Below are 18328 nucleotides of genomic sequence, written 5' to 3'. Positions count from 1 at the left end.
ACCTGCGGAAACTTTCTTGTGTGAAGAAAGTTTCACAAAGAGCACACCAAAAACCTCCTGGTTTTTGGAATTCCAGCAAAAGGGGTCAAGTGTGACCCCTTTTGAAACCCCTCTGTAACGGTAGAGGCTGCACGCGACGTAAGCACACAGCTTCCCGAAGTGGTAGATGCAAAACCTGACATTCTCTTGCTGACGGAGCAGTCAGGGGGAGAGAACTTCGCAAGGCGAAGTTCCCGAGGGGAGAATCCCCTAAGAGAAGATTCCAAAGAGGACACTTCCTCTTTGGCACGCCTTTGATTACTTTCCTCGTGAAAGGAAAGTAATCGCGGTGCAGGCTGCGTAAGCCTGCAAGGTGGTTTGCAGGAACTTTCCTGCAAAATAGAGGGCGGAGGACGATGCCCTCCGCCGTAAAGTGGTCCTGCAGAAGCTTCCCTGCAAAGATAGAGTTTTGTTTTATAAAAAAGCGCCCTTTTGTAAGGACGCTTTTTTAATGGAAAGATTATTGGTCGCACGACGGATAGTGCAGGCTGTACAGCAGCAGACTGCCGTCCTCCTGCATGGCGACGACCACATCGGTTTGCAGCGTCTGACCGTCGTCGGGAGAAGGAAACTCAATCCGAAAAGCAAAGAGGTTGTCCTGCTGGTCGAGCAGCTTTGCCGCCTGAATGTTGTCAAAGTAGGCAGAGGAAGTTTCGTCGGCACTCAGACGGAGGACCTGATCCTGCTCCTTGCGGATGAGAGGTTTGCCGTCGATGGCAGCCTGCTCCAGCTGCTGGATGCCTTCGGAGGTGAAGATGGTCTGGACGACCTGGTCGTAGTCGGAAACGACCTCGTAGCCGTCGACGTCGGAAGCGGTGCAGGAGAGCAGCTGGGTGTTGCCTGGCTGATAGACCGCCTCCGCCTTTTGCAGCAGCTGGATGACGCCGTCGCTGGATGGAACGGGAGTAGGGAAGAGCAGCTGATAGCCGAGGATACACAGCACCAGCAGAATGGCAGCGGTGAAAAAGATTTTGGGTTTAGGGTCGCGTTTTTTTTCGATCATGTAAACAGCTCCTTTGGGTTGAGTGAAGATAAGGATAGGATAGCGTATTTTACATAGAAAGGCAAGAGGGAGGAGTGTGCACGACGCTGCCCGACAACACAAATTAAAGTTTTTTGTCAAACTTTTGTACACAAAAGTTTGCGAGGGTTTGGGGCGAGGAGCCCCAACATAAAACACAATTCTTTTTATAAAAAAGTTTAGAGACTATAAAGCTGTTTCGATGCTGTCGCACGTCTAGTGCGCTGACCGCTTTGCGGGCAGATTAAATTTGTACGACGCTGTCCCAACATAAGGACATTCCATAAATCAAAAAGTTTAGAGACTTGATGCTGTTTCGATGCTGCCGCACGTTTAGTGCGAATGCTGGCAGGACGCCAGCATTTCAGAAGATTGTGTCATGCCATGATAAAAATATCCCAACACAGTAAGTAATTTCTTTTTATATGATGGAATGCTGTGTGTTAAGGACTACTCAACTTTGGCATCAAAAACTTTGTTTTGTCTCGCAGGGCAGTTTACGACAAGAACCGATCTGCCCGCAGAGAGGTCAGCGCACTACCATCTTTATCTAAAGTTCGGAGGATGGGCGCCGCCCATCCTCGTGCCCGCAATTACAAAAGGTGGGCAACACACAAAGCAAGTATGCGGGCCTCGTGCGACAGCATCGAGGTTATATAAAAACTTGGGAGAACGAACAAAGTTCGTTCTCATGGGGCCACAATACAAAGTTATGTTTTCTTCACAGTAAATGTGGCCCCTCTGCCTCTTAACTTTTTAATATGTCTTTGGTTGAAATGTTGGGACGCTGTCCCAAACCCTGCCAAAGGCGCTGCCTTTGGAATCCGTGAGCTTTTTGAAAAAAGCTCAACCAAAAACTTTAGTTTGCCTCTCAGGCAGTGTTATGTACAAAAAAACAGCAGGCACTTCTGCCTGCTGCTCTGAAAGTTTCGATAAACACAAAAAGAGCACCACAAATCGTGGTGCTCTTTTTGCTTGGCGCGCTTGGAGGGGCTCGAACCCCCGACCTACTGGTTCGTAGCCAGTCACTCTATCCAACTGAGCTACAAGCGCATTCACTGTTGCTGTTTCAATCAGCTTTAATATAATAGCATACCTAAAATGGAATGTCAATACATTTTTTGATTTTTTCTTTAAATGATTTTGCCTTTTTCTTCCAAAACAATCTCCATCCGTCCCCAACCGTCACAAAATGGCGAACTGCATTCTCCTGCGCGGTCATAACAAAGATACACCGACCCGCCGTGACACAGCAGCGTCTGTCCTGTCAGCGGCAGTCCCAGCTTGGCTCCCCAGTAGATGCCCTCCAGATTCTCTCCGCCGTCGCGCAGCAAAACAGCTCCCTCGATGAGCTTGGACTGACTGGACGACAGCCACAGCTCGGTCGGCTGCTCACCAAAGCGCAGCACAAAACGGTAGTCCGGCTGCGGGTACTTCTCAAAGCAGGCAAACTCCAGCCAGAAATACTGCTCGTCATAATGGGCGCTGACGGTGGTATAGGTGGCGGTGAAGGATTGATTGAGACAATGGGTAAAGCGCAGAGGGGCACACTGATGATCTGCAGGAAAGACGGGAAAGGCTGGATACATGGCGGACACTCCTTTTGGACGGCAGAATGATGGTACTATCTGTATGTATATTGCACTCATCTTTAGAACAGGATAAAAATAGGTCCGAGGAAGTGATTCCTCGGACCGGCAAGCTCGATGATAAAATGGGATATAATATATTGGTTAAGAGGCAAAGTGTTCGACCCGATCGGAGAACAGCTTTTTGCCAAGACCGGTTTTTTCCAATGCGCGCACCATCGGCAGACCCAGAACGAAGCAGGCGATAGCTTCGCCCAGAGCAACCTGAGCGGCATTGACAAGAAAGACAGAGAGATTGAAGCCTCCGCTGATGACGAAGGTCAGCTCCAGACCGACGACGATACCGTTAGCAAGGACAGGCATCAATGCCGACAGAAGCGGCAGGCCCTTGATGCGGACGTCGCGCAGAGCATAGCTTAAAAATCCTGCCAGCAAAGTAGCGGCCGAACCAAAGACGATGTCCAGAGGGCCAAGGATGTTGGCGCCGCTGACAGCACCCAGAAGGTTTACCAGCACGCAGCCCAGCGTCAGACCGGCGACAGGGCTGACGGCAAAGACCGGCAGCAGGGTGAGTGCTTCGGCGATGCGCATTTGGACAGGGCCGAAGATCAGCGACATAAACGGCAGGCTCAGCACAAAATAAAGTGCTGCGACCATCGCGTTGATGGCGATTTTTTTGACGGTGTTGTTTCTCATATTCAGTTTTCCTTTCGTAGTGTGTTTTTAAGTCAGGAACTTGCGACTGACTGCACCGCAATGCGGTGCGAGAGATATTATAGCGCATTTTTGCACGTTGTGCAACCGCTTTCGAGCAGTTTCTGCTCGGAGAAAAATAAAGTTTTTTGTCAAACTTTTGTACACAAAAGTTTGCGAGGGTTTGGGGCACAAACGTGTGCCCTAGGCAAGAAGCCCCAACATTTCAACAATTTAATTATTAAGCCGATTGTGGGCCTGCGCTCACACATACTGCGAAAAGATCCTTTTGTCGGCGCAGGCATGAGAAGGAGCGACGCTCCTTCTCCGAACATTCTTCTAAATCTTGCGGGCTTACTCAGCCCGCGCCCGAGGTTCCTTTCTTGTCGAAAAGAAAGGAACCAAAGATTCGCCAAAGAGGAAGTTTCCTCTTTGGATTCTCCTCCAAGGGGCACATCCCCTCGGGAACTTCGCAAAGCGAAGTTCTCTCCCCCTGACTTCCCCATTACTAGGTGGTTGTTAGGCTTTGCATCGGTCACGCCTCGGGTAGTAGGTACTTACGTCGAACGTACTCGCTACCGATACAGAGGGGTTTCAAAAGGGGTCATGCTTGACCCCTTTCGCTGGAGGTCAAGGAACCAGGAGGTTCCTTGCGCGCCTTTCGTCCATTTCCTCGCGATAGGAAATGGACCCCGGGTGCAGGGGCGGGGAGCCACCCTGCAAATCGTCTTTGCAGAAAGTTCGGAGAAGGAAACTTTGTTTCCTTCTCCTGCCCGCACCATAAAAGGTGCGTCTTTGCAGAAAGTCCGAGTGCGGGCCTGGGCTGAGTAAGCCCGCAAAAGAGTCTCGCAGGGGCTACCCTGCAAATCGTCTTTGCAGAAAGTTCGGAGAAGGAAACTTTGTTTCCTTCTCATGCCGCGACAGCACAAAAAAATCCACAGGGGCTTGTAAAATGCACCGGTTTCATATAGAATAAAAACAAATTGGAATCGTTTCGCAAAAGCGTTCCTGCGGCACGCCTGCTTGTGGCGCTGCCGCCCAAATTTTTAACTAAATGGGGGATCTGTTGTGGAATATTTACAGGGAAGCTACCGCGTGCAAACTATCCGTCCAGGCAGTATGTGTGACTTTACTATCCACTGTCCGGATATCGCTGCGGTGTCCAAAGCCGGCCAGTTCGTGCATGTCCGCGTGCCAGGCTTTACACTGCGCCGTCCAATCTCGATCTGTGAGGTGGACAAGGCTGCCGGTACCATCCGCATCCTGTTCGATATCCGCGGCGAGGGTACCAAAGTCCTCGCCAACACCAAAGAGGGCGAGCTGGTGGATGTCATGGGCCCGCTGGGCAACGGCTTTACACTGCTTGACTCCGACAAAACAGCCGTCGTTGTCGGCGGCGGCATCGGCGTTCCTCCGATGCTCCAGACCGCAAAATCCTACGGCAAAAATGCAACCGCCATCCTCGGCTTCCGCAGCGCCGATAAAATTGTCTTGACCGACGACTTTGAGGCCCAGCAAAACCGCGTCATGCTCTGCACCGACGACGGCTCGGCAGGCCATCACGGCGTCGTCACCGACCTGCTCAAACAGCGCTTTGACGAGGGTAAGCCTGACATCGTCTATGCCTGCGGACCAAAGGTGATGCTGAAATTTGTCGCTAAACTGTGCGCCGAATACGGCGTGCGCTGCCAGGTTTCGCTCGAGGAGCGCATGGCCTGCGGCGTCGGCGCCTGCCTTGGATGTGCAACTCCGATCCGCCGCGACGACGGCTCGGTGACCTATCTGCACGTCTGCAAGGACGGACCTGTATTTGATGCGGAAAGGGTGGTATTCGATGACTAATTTAAAGGTAAATATCGCCGGTGTGGAATTTAAAAATCCGGTCATCACAGCTTCGGGCTGCTTTGGCTTTGGCAGAGAGTATGAGTGCGTCTATCCGCTCGAGCGTCTGGGCGGAATCTCCTTAAAAGGCATGACCTTCAAGGAGCGTCTGGGCAATCCTCCGCCGAGAATCGCCGAAACACCAAGCGGCATGCTCAACTCGGTCGGCCTGCAAAATCCAGGCGTCGAGCATTTTCTGGAGCATGACATGCCGTATCTTGCACAGAAGGACACCGTCAAGATTGCAAACATCGCCGGCAGCTGCGTCGAGGACTACTGCGCCATCGCCGAGCGTCTGAGCGAAAGCCAGATCGACATGTTTGAGCTCAACATCTCCTGCCCGAACGTAAAACAGGGCGGCGTTGCCTTCGGCACCAGCTGTGAAAACGCAGCTCACATCGTAAAAGAAGTGCGCAAATACGCCAAAAAACCCATGATCGTCAAGCTCTCGCCAAACGTCACCGACATCGCTTCGATTGCTCAGGCGGTCGAGGCCGAGGGTGCAGACGCTGTGTCGCTGATTAACACTTTGCTGGGTATGCGCATCGACATCAACACCCGCCGCCCGATTCTGAAAAATAACGTCGGCGGCCTGTCCGGTCCGGCGGTCTTTCCGGTTGCCGTGCGCATGGTATGGCAGGTAGCCAACCGCGTCAAGATTCCGGTCATCGGCATGGGCGGCATCGAAAAATGGCAGGATGCCATCGAGATGATGATGGCAGGCGCAAACGCCATCCAGATCGGCGCAGCGATGTTCTATAATCCAAAGGCGCCGATCGGGGTCATCGACGGAATGCAGCAGTGGATGGAGCAAAACGGCGTCGAGGACATCAACGAGATCGTCGGCGCAGTGCGCCCCTGGTAATGGCGTTTTGCCTTGAGAACACCTCTGCCGGAAAGGATATGTGCTGAAAATGACAATTTTATATCTGATCAGACATGGGGAGACCGGCGGAAATTTTGAAGGAAGATTTCAGGGGATCACCGATAACCCCTTAAACGAATCGGGCATCCGGCAGGCGCAGATGCTGGGAGAGGCGTTCAGCCTGACCAAGATCGACCTGCTGTACACAAGCCCGCTGATCCGCGCGCGCCAAACCGCCGAGATCATCGCCCAGATGCACGGACTGGAGAAGCTAAAGCCCATCGTGGAGCCTGGACTGACCGAATTGGACGGAGGACTGCTGGAAGGACGCAAGTTTAGCGACCTTGCAGTGGAATACCCCGAGGTCATCGAAGCGATGCACACCCAGCCTTCGCAGCTGTGCTGTCCGCAGGGAGAATCGATGAAGCAGGTCAGCGACCGCATCGTCGAAACGATCGACCGACTGGTCGAACACAACCGCGGCAAGGTGATTGCGGCGGTCAGCCATGGCATCATCATCTCGTCGTACATTCATTTTGCCAGCGGCAAACCGTTTGAGGAGATGACCAACGGCATGGTGGCAAACGCCTCGGTCAGCAAGTTTCTGTTTAACGACGATTTGATCGTCTGCATGGAATATGCCGACGACCGCCGTCACATGGACGAGGGCAGCTATCTGTCCACCACCGGCTTTGAGGACAATCCCTGTCCAAATCCCGACCCGTATGCGCCGGAACAGTATGAATAAACATAAAAAAGAGGGGAAGTTCCCCTCTTTTTTTCTGCCCTTATTCTGCTGTTTCCGATAGACTGGGTGCAAAAAAGGTTTCGATTTTCCGCGGCGACTGCACCGGCGAATAGACCCAGTGGTCGATGTGACCGCTGTCGATAAAATACTGCATCGGCTGCGGATGAGACGGCGCATCAAAGGCGTCGATGAGGATGAGCTTGACCTTCATCTTTTCGGGGATCAGGCTCTTGATGTAGACGCTGGCCTGCTGTCCGGCGCGCACGCCTGGGCGCACCTCGGCAAGTCCTGCCAGATTGGGCGTGAGCTCGGCAAAGATGCCGTAGCTTTCCACCGAGCGGATGATCGCCGAAACGGTCTCGCCGGCGCAAAACTGGGCGGCATTCTGCTCCCAGCTGCCCAGCAGCTCCTTGTGACTTAAGGATACCCGCAGGTTTTGGTCGATGCCGGTGACCACGGCATGGATGTCCTGTCCGGTGCAGAAGCGGTCGCTGGGATGGGAGATGCGCGAGATCGAGATGCAGTCGATGGGAATCATCGAACAGATGCCGCACCCGATGTCCACAAAGCAGCCAAACGCCTCCAGATGGGTGACACGGGCAGCGATGACGTCGCCTGGGCGCAGGTGACGGATGTAGTTGTCGCAGCACAGCTGCTGGGCGCGCCGCCGCGACAGAATCGGCGTGATCGAGCCGTCGGGATTTTGCAGGATATTGTCCACCACAAAGCAGACCGGCTTGCCCACACGGGACAGCAGCGCGATGTCCCGCACCGTGCCCTCCAAAACTCCCAGCGCTCCTTCGCAGCGGGGAATGCGTCCGGTGCAGAATCCAAAGTCAACCAGCAGGTCGTGCTCGCGGGTGCATACCGAGACCCGCCCTTCCAGCACCGTCTGACTGTACAGTGCCTCGTGCAGTCCCGCTGCGCTCTGGGTCAGGCTGCGGTTCTGGGCTGTATGCAATAGAAGGCCTTCCGGCCAGTAGTTGTTCATTTTTTTCTTCCCTCCTTTTGATGTGGCCTTTTTGGGATGATGGGCTGTATCATCTATATGCACCCGTAAACATGGTTATGCCCAGGGGCTTTTGGCGGGAGAAAATCAAGAAAACTTGATGGAAATATTGCACAACCATAGGAAAATTTGCTATAATAAAATCCGTATGCAGATCAGATCTTTACACACAGAAAAACACAACTCAAAGGAGGCTTGCAGATCATGGACGTTCGTGTCGGAGATGTTCTTATCATGAAGAAAAATCATCCCTGCGGGGATAACCGCTTTCTGGTGCTCAGAAGCGGCATGGATTTTAAGCTGCGGTGTCTGGGCTGCGGCCATGAGGTGATGGTGGCGCGGGCAAAGGCGGAAAAGAACATCCGCCGCATCGAAAGAGAACAGGGATAAGCGCCGCCGCAAAAAAAGATCGTCAATATTTTTTTAGAAACAAATTAAAGGAGAATGAAAGTATGTTTGAACAGCTAAGCGTTGCCGAGCAGCGCTATCAGGAGATCAACGACCGCCTGATGGACCCCAATGTTGTCAGCGATCCCAAGCAGTACGCCGAACTGATGAAGGAATATAAGAACCTGACTCCAATCGTGGAGAAATACCGTGAGTATGTCAAGGCAAAGAACGATATGGACGAGGCAAAGGCGATGCTCGAGGAGAGCGGCCTGGAGAAGGACTTCCGCGAGCTGATCGAGGACCAGTACGAAACTGCCAAGGCAGACATCGAAACTATCTCGGAGGAGCTGAAGATCCTGCTGATTCCAAAGGACCCGAACGACGACAAGAACGTCATCGTCGAAATCCGCGGCGGTGCAGGCGGCGACGAGGCTGCCCTGTTTGCAAACAGCCTGTTCCGCATGTACTCGATGTACGCCGAGAGCCAGGGCTGGAAGATCGAGGTGCTCAACGCAAACGCAACCGAGCTTGGCGGCTACAAGGAGATCAGCTTCTCGATCAACGGCGAGGGCGCTTACTCCAAATTTAAGTTTGAATCGGGCGTTCACCGCGTTCAGCGCGTACCTGAGACAGAAACCCAGGGCCGTATCCACACCTCCACCGTCACCGTCGCAGTGCTGCCGGAAGCAGACGACGTCGAGGTTGAGATCAATCCGAAGGACCTGCAGATCGACACCTACCGTTCGGGCGGTGCAGGCGGCCAGCACGTCAACAAGACCGAGTCGGCCATCCGAATCACCCACCTTCCGACCGGCACCGTCGTTGAGTGTCAGGACGAGCGAAGCCAGTACAAGAACAAGGACAAGGCGATGAAGATTCTGCGTTCGCGTATCTATGAGAAGATGCAGCGCGAGCAGGAAGAGAAGATCGCCTCCGAGCGTAAACTGCAGGTTGGCGCCGGCGACCGCGCTGAGCGTATCCGCACCTACAACTATCCACAGGGCCGTGTCACCGACCACCGCATCGGTCTGACCCTGTATAAGCTCGAACAGGTGCTCAACGGCGACCTGACCGAGCTGTTTGATGCACTCAACACCTTCGACCAGGCAGAAAAGCTCAAGGAAAGCTCCGGCGCTGCCGGCGGCGAGCACTAGTTTTTCTGTACGGGAAAAGAGGCGTTTGTGCATGGAATATTCCAAAGTAGCGCACAGGGACACCGTCCTTCTTACGGTTACCGACCCTGAGAAGGACACAGCGGCGCTGGACAGGGCAGCGGCCATCCTCAAAAACGGAGGACTGGTCGCGCTGCCCACCGAAACGGTGTACGGTCTGGGCGCCAATGCCCTGGACCCGCAGGCGGTCAAAAACATCTTTCTGGCAAAGGGCAGACCGCAGGATAATCCGCTGATTATCCACATCGTGGACCCACAGCAGGCACAGCTGTATGCAAAGGACATCCCGCCGGTCTACTATGAGCTGTGCAGAAGGTTTTCGCCAGGCCCGCTGACCGTCATCCTGCCAAAGCGGGAGATCATCCCGATGGAAACCTCCGGCGGGCTGGAGACGGTCGCCATCCGCATCCCGTCCCATCCGGTTGCGCGGGAGATCATCCGCCGCGCCGGTGTGCCGGTGGCAGCGCCTTCGGCAAACCTCTCGGGCAGTCCCAGCCCGACCACTGCCGAACACTGCGTTCATGACCTGTGGGGCAGAGTGGACGCCATCGTCGATGCAGGCGAGTGCAGCGTCGGAGTGGAATCCACCGTCATCTCGCTGGCAGCAAACCCGCCGCTGCTGCTGCGCCCGGGAGCAGTCACTCCTGCACAGCTGCGAGAGTTTCTGCCCGACCTTGTGGTGCACCATGCGGTCACCGACAAATTGCAGGAGAATGAGCGCGCCGATTCGCCTGGCATGAAGTATAAGCACTATGCTCCAAAGGCACAGATCACCATTCTGGACGCCGGCAGCGAACAGTTTGTCCGCTATGTCAATGCCCATGCCCATGAGGGACTGTATGCGCTGTGCTTTGAGGAGGATGTAGCGGGATTAAAGGTTCCGTACATCAGCCTTGGCAGGGACGAAAAAGACCAGGCAAAGCATCTGTTTGCGGCACTTCGGGAGCTGGATGAAAAGGGCGCCAAAGAGGTGTATGCCCGCTGTCCTTCCCGTCAGGGAGTGGGACTGGCGGTGTATAACCGTCTGATTCGGGCGGCAGCGTTCCACGAGTGCGACCTCAACGAAGAAACACAAGCTCCATCCGATCAAAACAGCGAAGCCGGTGTACCCGCAGCAGGGACATCGTTTGAAAAAAGAAAGGCATGACAACCCATGAAAAACCTGATTGTTGGCCTGACCGGACAGACCGGTGCAGGCAAGTCGACCGTCTCGGACTATCTGCGCGCCAATGACGTCACCGTCATCGACGCCGACCTGATTGCCCGCGAGGTTGTGGAGAAGGGCAGTGCCTGCATCGCGGACATTGCGCTGGAATTTGGCTGTGAATATATCACCCCTGAAGGGACACTCAACCGCAAAAAGATGGCAAAATCGGTCTTTACCGACAAGGGTAAGCTTAAAAAGTTAAACGACATCATGTTTCCCTACATCATCGAAAGCATCCGCCAGAAGCTGGACAGCCTGCGCGAAAGCCAGGAGGGCATCATCGTGCTGGATGCGCCCACCCTGTTTGAAAGCGGCGCCGACCGCCAGTGCGACTGCGTGGTGTCGGTGACCGCCTCCCAGGAGCTGCGCTGCCGGCGCATCATCGCCCGCGACCACCTGACCGAGCAGGAGGCGCTCGAGCGCATCAATGCCCAGCACGACGAAAGCTACTACCGTGAGCGCTCGTGGCAGGTGCTGGAAAACAACGGAAGCATCGGCGACCTCAAAAGCCAGACCTCGGTGCTGCTGGCAAAGCTGGAGACGATGCTGGAACAGCGATAAAGGAGGAAACCGGTGGCAGCAAGAGTCAGGAAAAAAGATGTTCTGTTGTGGCTAGTGCTCATCATCGTGCTGGTTCTGGCGGCTGTGGCGGCGCTGCAGCCTGCCACCGACGCCGTGATGCGGCAGCTTTATCCCAGAGAGTACCGCGAATACATCGAAAAATACAGCAGAGAGTACGATGTGGACCGCAATCTGGTGTATGCCGTGACCCGCATCGAGAGTAACTTTGACCCCAATGCCGTTTCATCGGCGGATGCCCGCGGCCTGATGCAGATGACACAGGACGCCTTTGAGTGGGTGCAGTACCGCATGGGCGACGACAGCGGCACCACCTATGCCGACATCTTTGAGCCGGAGGTTTCCATCCGGTACGGCACCTATATGCTGCATCTGCTGCTGGAGGAAACCGGCGACGAAAAACTGGCCATCTGTTCCTACCATGCGGGAATGAGCAACGTCAACGCATGGCTTTCGCAGCAGGAATACTCGAAAGATGGAAAAACACTTGACAAAATACCCTATTCTGATACAGAATGGTATTACAATAAAGTCTCCGAAGCAAAACAGATCTATCAGAGGCTTTATGCTTAAACAATGGTTTTTACCGTGCACATCGAAAACGGTAGAGATACAGACCGGACAAAGCACTCAATATGAGGGCGGACGGTCAAAAAATTTATAATCGGGAGGATGAACGATATGGAAAAAACCAAAGGCGAACTGCTTCAGGAAGAGCTGATGATGAAACCAGTCAACGGCACCACCCGTCTGTCCGATGAGGAACTGGACAAGGCGTATGCTTATGCAGAGGACTACAAGGCATTCATGGATGCAGCAAAGATCGAGATCGAGGCTGTTAAAGAGGCGATCAAGAAGCTGGAAGCAAACGGTTACCATGAGTTTGAAAGAGGCAAAAAGTACCAGCCCGGCGAAAGATTCTACTACAACAACCGCGGCAAATCCCTGATCTTTGGTACCATGGGTACCCGCCCAATCGAAAAAGGCGTTAAGATTCTGGCAGCTCACGTTGATTCCCCAAGACTGGACCTCAAACCAAGCCCACTGTTTGAGGAAGCAGAACTGGGTTACCTCAGACCACACTACTACGGCGGCATCAGAAAATACCAGTGGCCAACCATTCCGCTGGCTCTGCACGGTGACGTTTACAAGAAAGACGGCTCTGTTGTTACCATCACCATCGGTGAAGATGAAAACGATCCGATTTTCTGCGTAACCGACCTGCTGCCACATCTGGCTTCCAAACAGAGAACCCAGACTCTGGCAGAAGCATTCAAAGGTGAGTCGATGAACATCCTGATCGGTTCCAGACAGTTTAAAGACGAGAAGGCTTCCGAAAAGGTTAAACTCAACCTGATGAAGATCTTCAACGAAAAATACGGCATCACCGAGCGCGACTTCCTGGGTGCAGAGCTGAGCGTTGTTCCTGCCCTGAAAGCACGCGACCTTGGTCTTGACCGCAGCATGATCGGTGCATACGGCCACGACGACCGCGTCTGCGCTTACACCGAGATGACCGCTGAGATCGCAAACACCAACCCGGAATGGACTTCTGTTGTTATCTTCGCTGATAAAGAAGAAGTTGGTTCCGACGGCAACACCGGTATGCACTCCAGATTCCTCGAGTACTTCCTGGCTGATCTGGCAGAGCCATTCGGCGTTCCGGTAAGACGCGTTCTGTCTAACTCCAAGTGCCTGTCCGCTGACGTCAGCGCAGCATTTGACCCTGCATTTGCAGATGCTTACGAGAAACAGAATTCTTCCTTCATCAACTACGGCGTATGTGTTGTTAAATACACCGGTTCCGGCGGCAAAGGCGGCACCAACGACTGCAACGCTAAATTCACCAGCAAAGTTTGCGCAATCCTCGACAACGCAGATGTTGTATGGCAGTTTGGCGAACTGGGCAAAGTTGACCAGGGCGGCGGCGGCACCGTTGCAAAATTCATCGCAGAGCTGGATGTTGACACCATCGACATCGGCGTACCGGTTCTGTGCATGCATGCTCCAATGGAGGTTATCTCCAAGGTTGACCTGTACGAGACCCATCGTGGTTTCTATGAGTTCCTGGTTGCAAACCTCGACTAATTTCCGTTTGATACATAAAAAACCTTCCGGCTTTGATGCCGGAAGGTTTTTTTGTGCTGTCTAAGGCAGAGGGCTCCTTCGATTTTATAATTTAGCAAAGAAAAGTTTTTTGTTTGCCTTCTTGTTATTCGCTCTGGGATATGGTACAATCAATGCGACGTTTGAAAAAATAGCCGGACACAGGGAGGACATGCCATGGGATTCGGAATAGGATATGAGATGAGCTTTTTTGACACGCTGTTTCCGTTGTTTTTTATCGTGATCTTTGTGCTGGTCATCGGCACATTTATCGCCACGGCAGTGCGCGGCGTGAGCACCTGGAACAAGAACAATCAGTCGCCGGTGCTGACGGTGGATGCTGTGGTCGTCGCAAAGCGTGAACAGTTCTCCCACCATCACCACGACACCGGCTATCACACTTATACCCATTATTTTGTCACCTTCCAGGTTCAGAGCGGCGACCGCATCGAGCTGGAGATGGAGGGAACCGACTATGGAATGCTCTGCGAGGGCGACCGCGGACAGCTGACCTTTCAAGGCACACGCTACAAAGGTTTTGCGCGCCGTGTGGGTGTCTTTGAGGCGCAATAAACAGGGAGGCGGAAAACGATGATGACAATCTTGGAAATGCTGCTGGCGCTCATACTGCTGATTCTGGCGGTGTCGGTGTTCAGCGCACTGATTATGACGGTGGCTGGCGTGCTGTATCAGCGCAACCTGGACAAAAAGATGCCGCCGCAGACAGTGGAGGCCACCGTGGTGGCAAAAAGCCAGAGCGATCCTCCGACACACCGGCGCGGAGCAGCGCGGGCGATGGCGATGCGCTATTCGGCGACCTTTCTGATGGAGGACGGCGACGAGGTGGAGATGGAGGTTTCCTTCCGCCAGTATGACCAGCTGGTCGAAGGCGCCCATGGCAGACTGACCTATCAGGGCAACCGCTTCCAGGGATTTGAGCCGGTGCAGCAGGCGTAACAGCCGTTTTTGAAAATGTCAAGACGCCGGTTATATGAAAAGCAAAGTGAACTTTTGGCATAAATAAACAAAACTCCGATGAAAAAATCGGAGTTTTTCTTATGTCCCAAACGGGTGGGAAAGATTGACTTTGCTTTGAAAATACAATATAATATTATAATGTATCAAAATGGCTACTTATGAACTTTGCCTAGTTTATTGTAGCACAGATGCCAGGAGAATTCAATACCTCTCCTGCAAAATATCGGATATAAACGGACAATAGTTGTACAGATTGTACAATTATCAAAATATGCGGATTGGAGTGGATAAGCCTATGGTGAATGTGAAGCCGGTACATCTGGGTAAAAATGTTCGAATGAGCTTTTCTCGGATTAATGAGGTTTTGGAAATGCCAAACCTGATTGAAGTGCAGAAAAACTCCTACAAATGGTTTCTTGAGGAGGGATTAAAGGAAGTATTTAAAGATATGTCCGAAATCTCGGATTATCAGGGCAATCTGGTACTTGACTTTATCGACTACCGTCTTGACGAAACTCCCAAATATACAATCGAGGAGTGCAAAGAGCGCGACGCAACCTATGCAGCTCCGCTGAGAGTGCGCGCAAGCCTTCTGAACAAGGAGACCGGTGAGGTTAAGGAACAGGACATCTTCATGGGCGATTTCCCTGTGATGACCCCAAGCGGAACCTTTATCATCAACGGCGCAGAGCGAGTTATCGTCTCCCAGCTGGTTCGTTCGCCAGGCGTCTACTACGGCGTTTCCCGCGACAAGGCAGGCAAACAGCTGTATTCGACCACCGTCATTCCAAACCGCGGCGCATGGCTTGAGTATGAAACCGACTCCAACGATGTGTTCTACGTCCGCATTGATAAAAACAGAAAGCTGCCTGTCACCACCTTTATCCGTTCGCTGGGACTTGCAAGCGACGCACAGATTCTGGACTTCTTCGGCGATGACCCGCGCATCGTGGCCACCATCGAAAAGGACAGCACCAACAACACCGAAGAGGCGCTGCTGGAAGTGTACAGAAAGCTGCGTCCAGGCGAACCGCCAACAGTGGACAGCGCACAGTCGCACATCAATGCACTGTTCTTCGATGCAAGAAGATATGACCTGTCCAGAGTTGGACGCTATAAATACAACAAAAAGCTGGGAATCGCTTCCCGTATCAACGGCCACGTTGTCGCTGAGCCGATCATCAACAGCCGTACCGGCGAGGTACTGGCAGAGCCGGACGAGGTTCTGACCCGTGCAAAAGCCGAGGAGATCGAGCGCGCCGGTGTAGACACCGTCTACCTCAAAACACCGGACCGCATCGTCAAGGTTATCTCCAACGGCATGGTAAACCTGCTGGACTACACCTCCTGCTACACCGAGGAGGAGCTGGAAGAGATCGGCGTCAACGAGAAGGTTCGCTTCTCGGTACTGTGCGAGATTCTGGACAGCTGCAACTCCGATGAGGAGCTGCGTCAGATGATCGTCGACAGAGCTGACGACCTGATTCCAAAGCACATCATCAAGGATGACATCTTTGCCACCATCAACTACGTCTGCTGTCTGGGCAACGGCATCGGCACCACCGATGACATCGACCATCTGGGCAACAGAAGAATCCGTTCGGTCGGCGAGCTGCTGCAGAACCAGTTCCGCATCGGCTTCTCCCGTATGGAGCGTGTCATCCGTGAGAGAATGACCACCCAGGCACAGGATATGGAGACCATCACTCCACAGGCGCTGATCAACATCCGTCCGGTGGTTGCGTCGATCAAGGAATTCTTCGGTTCCTCGCCGCTGTCCCAGTTCATGGACCAGAACAACCCTCTGGCTGAGCTGACCCACAAGAGACGTCTGTCTGCGCTGGGTCCTGGCGGTCTGTCCCGTGACCGTGCAGGTTTCGAGGTTCGAGACGTACACTACAGCCACTACGGAAGAATGTGTCCGGTAGAGACCCCAGAAGGTCCTAACATCGGTCTGATCTCCTACCTGGCTACCTTTGCAAGAATCAACAAATACGGCTTCATCGAGGCTCCGTACCGCCGTGTAGACAAGGAAACCGGCAAGGTGCTCGATGAGGTAGAATATATGACTGCCGACCGCGAGGATGAATTCATCGTCGCACAGGCAAACGAACCGCTGACCGAGGAAAACACCTTTGCAAACAAGATGGTTTCGGTTCGTCACCGCGACATGGTTAAGATCGTTGAGCGCGAACAGGTTGACTACATGGATGTATCGCCAAAGATGGTAGTTTCTGTTGCAACAGCGATGATCCCATTCCTTGAAAACGACGATACCAACCGAGCTCTGATGGGTGCGAACATGCAGCGTCAGGCAGTGCCGCTTCTGAAGACCGAGAACCCAATCGTCGGTACCGGTATGGAGTACAAGGCAGCAGTAGACTCGGGCGTCTGCGTCGTTTCCGACGTCAACGGCGTCGTTGAGCGCGTCGATGCAACCAAGATCGTGGTCCGCACCGACGACGGCGAGCTCAAAAACTTCCATGTCATCAAATTCCTGCGCTCCAACCAGGGCACCTGCTTCAATCAGCGTCCAATCGTCAGCGCCGGCGAACGCGTCAGCGTCGGTCAGGTACTGGCAGATGGTCCTGCGACCAGCAACGGCGAGATCTCGCTGGGTAAAAACGCGCTGATCGGCTTTATGACCTGGGAAGGCTACAACTACGAGGACGCGGTTCTTCTGAACGAACGCATGGTCCGCGACGACGTCTACACCTCCATCCACATCGAGGAGCACGAGATCGAAGCGCGTGACACCAAGCTCGGACCGGAAGAGATCACCCGCGACATTCCAAACGTCGGCGAGGATGCCCTCAAAGAGCTGGACGACCGCGGTATCATCCGCATCGGTGCTGAGGTTCACTCCGGCGATATCCTCGTTGGTAAGGTTACACCAAAGGGTGAAACCGAGCTCAACGCCGAGGAAAGACTGCTGCGCGCCATCTTCGGTGAAAAAGCAAGAGAAGTCCGTGATACCTCCCTGCGTGTTCCACACGGTGAATATGGTATCATCGTTGACGTAAAAGTATTTACAAGAGAAAACTCCGACGAGCTTTCGCCTGGTGTTAATATGGTGGTTCGCTGCTACATCGCTCAGAAACGTAAGATTTCTGTCGGCGACAAGATGGCGGGACGCCACGGAAACAAGGGTGTTGTTTCCAGAATCCTGCCGCAGGAGGATATGCCGTTCCTGGCAGACGGTCGTCCGCTGGACATCGTGCTCAACCCTCTGGGCGTACCTTCGCGTATGAACATCGGTCAGGTGCTGGAGGTCCATCTGGGACGTGCAGCCGCAGAGCTTAACTGGAAGATCATGACACCGGTCTTTGACGGTGCAAACGAAAACGACATCAAAGAGTGTCTGGAGCTGGCAGGACTGCGCGGCGACGGCAAGACCACCGTCTATGACGGACGTACCGGTGAGCCGTTCGACAATCCGGTCACCGTCGGCTATATGTACTACCTCAAGCTGCATCACCTGGTAGACGATAAGATCCATGCCCGTTCCACCGGTCCGTACTCGCTGGTTACCCAGCAGCCTCTGGGCGGTAAAGCGCAGTTTGGTGGTCAGCGTTTCGGTGAGATGGAGGTTTGGGCGCTGGAGGCTTACGGCGCTGCTTACACCCTGCAGGAAATCTTGACTGTAAAATCGGACGATGTCATCGGACGTGTTAAAACCTTCGAGGCAATCGTCAAGGGCAAAAACGTTCCGAAACCAGGCATCCCGGAATCCTTCAAGGTACTCATCAAAGAGCTTCAGTCGCTGTCGCTGGATGTTAAGGTATTGGATAAGAACAACGAGGAGATCGACCTCAAACAGGATCTGGATGATGACATGGGCTTTAACGGCAATGAGCATTACCAGGAGGACGACGGCACCACCTTTGAAAGCGAGAATGTGGCAGTCGATTCCGAGTTTGAGGACAGCTTTGCAGTGGAGCATCCTGACCTGCCGGAGGACGACGACTTTGGCAGCCTGCTGGATGAGTTCTCCGATTTTGGCATTGATGACAGTGATGATAATATGTAATTTAAGGAAGAAGGGGTCGTA

At 53.5% G+C, this 18328-nt stretch carries 16 protein-coding genes and 1 tRNA gene; 12 read left to right on the top strand and 5 right to left on the bottom strand.

The genetic code is table 11. The features are described 5' to 3' along the window. Positions 1-499 precede the first annotated feature (499 nt). From Q0L39_RS04210 to Q0L39_RS04195, 4 genes are all read right to left on the bottom strand, one after another. Positions 500-1042, bottom strand: a complete 543-nt coding sequence (locus tag Q0L39_RS04210) for a hypothetical protein (RefSeq protein WP_296627084.1) — start codon at positions 1040-1042, stop codon at positions 500-502. Positions 1043-2036: 994 nt separating this feature from the next. Continuing rightward, a tRNA-Arg gene (locus Q0L39_RS04205) sits at positions 2037-2113 on the bottom strand. An 80-nt stretch (positions 2114-2193) separates the two neighbouring features. Next, complete coding sequence (locus Q0L39_RS04200) at positions 2194-2649, bottom strand: hypothetical protein (protein ID WP_296627083.1); 456 nt, start codon at positions 2647-2649, stop codon at positions 2194-2196. A gap of 144 nt (positions 2650-2793) precedes the next feature. Then, positions 2794-3345 carry a QueT transporter family protein gene (locus tag Q0L39_RS04195; RefSeq protein ID WP_296627082.1) on the bottom strand — a complete coding sequence of 184 codons (552 nt, stop codon included), beginning with the start codon at positions 3343-3345 and terminating at the stop codon, positions 2794-2796. 1065 nt (positions 3346-4410) lie between these two features. On the opposite strand from Q0L39_RS04195, the gene Q0L39_RS04190 reads away from it, so the two are divergent. The 3 genes from Q0L39_RS04190 to Q0L39_RS04180 are packed head-to-tail and all read left to right on the top strand — an operon-like array spanning position 4411 to position 6836. Continuing rightward, positions 4411-5184 carry a dihydroorotate dehydrogenase electron transfer subunit gene (locus Q0L39_RS04190; RefSeq protein WP_296627081.1) on the top strand — a complete coding sequence of 258 codons (774 nt, stop codon included), beginning with the start codon at positions 4411-4413 and terminating at the stop codon, positions 5182-5184. Then, positions 5177-6088 carry a dihydroorotate dehydrogenase gene (locus Q0L39_RS04185; protein WP_296627080.1) on the top strand — a complete coding sequence of 304 codons (912 nt, stop codon included), beginning with the start codon at positions 5177-5179 and terminating at the stop codon, positions 6086-6088. Before Q0L39_RS04190 ends, Q0L39_RS04185 begins: the two co-directional genes overlap by 8 nt. A 49-nt stretch (positions 6089-6137) precedes the next feature. Continuing rightward, on the top strand, positions 6138-6836 hold the full coding sequence (locus tag Q0L39_RS04180) for a histidine phosphatase family protein (protein WP_296627079.1): 699 nt from the start codon (positions 6138-6140) through the stop codon (positions 6834-6836). Between the two features lie 40 nt (positions 6837-6876). Here Q0L39_RS04180 and Q0L39_RS04175 read toward each other — a convergent pair whose 3' ends face one another. After that, complete coding sequence (locus Q0L39_RS04175; protein ID WP_296627078.1) at positions 6877-7827, bottom strand: S1 RNA-binding domain-containing protein; 951 nt, start codon at positions 7825-7827, stop codon at positions 6877-6879. A gap of 222 nt (positions 7828-8049) precedes the next feature. Here Q0L39_RS04175 and Q0L39_RS04170 point away from each other — a divergent pair, with 222 nt between their 5' ends. From Q0L39_RS04170 to rpoB, 9 genes are all read left to right on the top strand, one after another. Beyond that, complete coding sequence (locus Q0L39_RS04170; RefSeq protein ID WP_296627077.1) at positions 8050-8235, top strand: DUF951 domain-containing protein; 186 nt, start codon at positions 8050-8052, stop codon at positions 8233-8235. A gap of 62 nt (positions 8236-8297) precedes the next feature. Beyond that, positions 8298-9389, top strand: a complete 1092-nt coding sequence (prfA, locus tag Q0L39_RS04165; RefSeq protein WP_296627076.1) for a peptide chain release factor 1 — start codon at positions 8298-8300, stop codon at positions 9387-9389. A 31-nt stretch (positions 9390-9420) separates the two neighbouring features. Beyond that, positions 9421-10554 (top strand): L-threonylcarbamoyladenylate synthase, encoded by a 1134-nt coding sequence (locus Q0L39_RS04160; protein ID WP_296627075.1) that lies wholly within the window; start codon positions 9421-9423, stop codon positions 10552-10554. Positions 10555-10560: 6 nt separating this feature from the next. Beyond that, on the top strand, positions 10561-11175 hold the full coding sequence (gene coaE, locus Q0L39_RS04155) for a dephospho-CoA kinase (RefSeq protein ID WP_296627074.1): 615 nt from the start codon (positions 10561-10563) through the stop codon (positions 11173-11175). Positions 11176-11187: 12 nt separating this feature from the next. Next, on the top strand, positions 11188-11766 hold the full coding sequence (locus Q0L39_RS04150) for a lytic transglycosylase domain-containing protein (RefSeq protein WP_296627073.1): 579 nt from the start codon (positions 11188-11190) through the stop codon (positions 11764-11766). 108 nt (positions 11767-11874) lie between these two features. Further along, entirely contained in the window at positions 11875-13281 is a 1407-nt protein-coding gene (locus Q0L39_RS04145; RefSeq protein ID WP_366916343.1) for an aminopeptidase, read from the top strand. A 195-nt stretch (positions 13282-13476) separates the two neighbouring features. Beyond that, positions 13477-13872 carry a DUF2500 domain-containing protein gene (locus Q0L39_RS04140; RefSeq protein ID WP_296627071.1) on the top strand — a complete coding sequence of 132 codons (396 nt, stop codon included), beginning with the start codon at positions 13477-13479 and terminating at the stop codon, positions 13870-13872. A gap of 18 nt (positions 13873-13890) precedes the next feature. After that, positions 13891-14256: a DUF2500 domain-containing protein gene (locus Q0L39_RS04135; protein ID WP_296627070.1), complete on the top strand. Its 366-nt coding sequence runs from the start codon at positions 13891-13893 to the stop codon at positions 14254-14256. A 316-nt stretch (positions 14257-14572) separates the two neighbouring features. Continuing rightward, positions 14573-18307, top strand: coding sequence for a DNA-directed RNA polymerase subunit beta (rpoB, locus tag Q0L39_RS04130; protein WP_296627069.1), 3735 nt, complete (start codon positions 14573-14575; stop codon positions 18305-18307). Positions 18308-18328: the final 21 nt, after the last annotated feature.

Origin of the sequence: uncultured Negativibacillus sp. (assembly GCF_944388365.1) — a bacterium.
In the GTDB taxonomy this organism is placed as follows: Bacteria; Bacillota; Clostridia; order Oscillospirales; family Ruminococcaceae; genus Negativibacillus.
The sequence above is the reverse complement of the archived record's forward strand: the minus strand, read 5'-3'. Positions and strand labels throughout refer to the sequence as shown.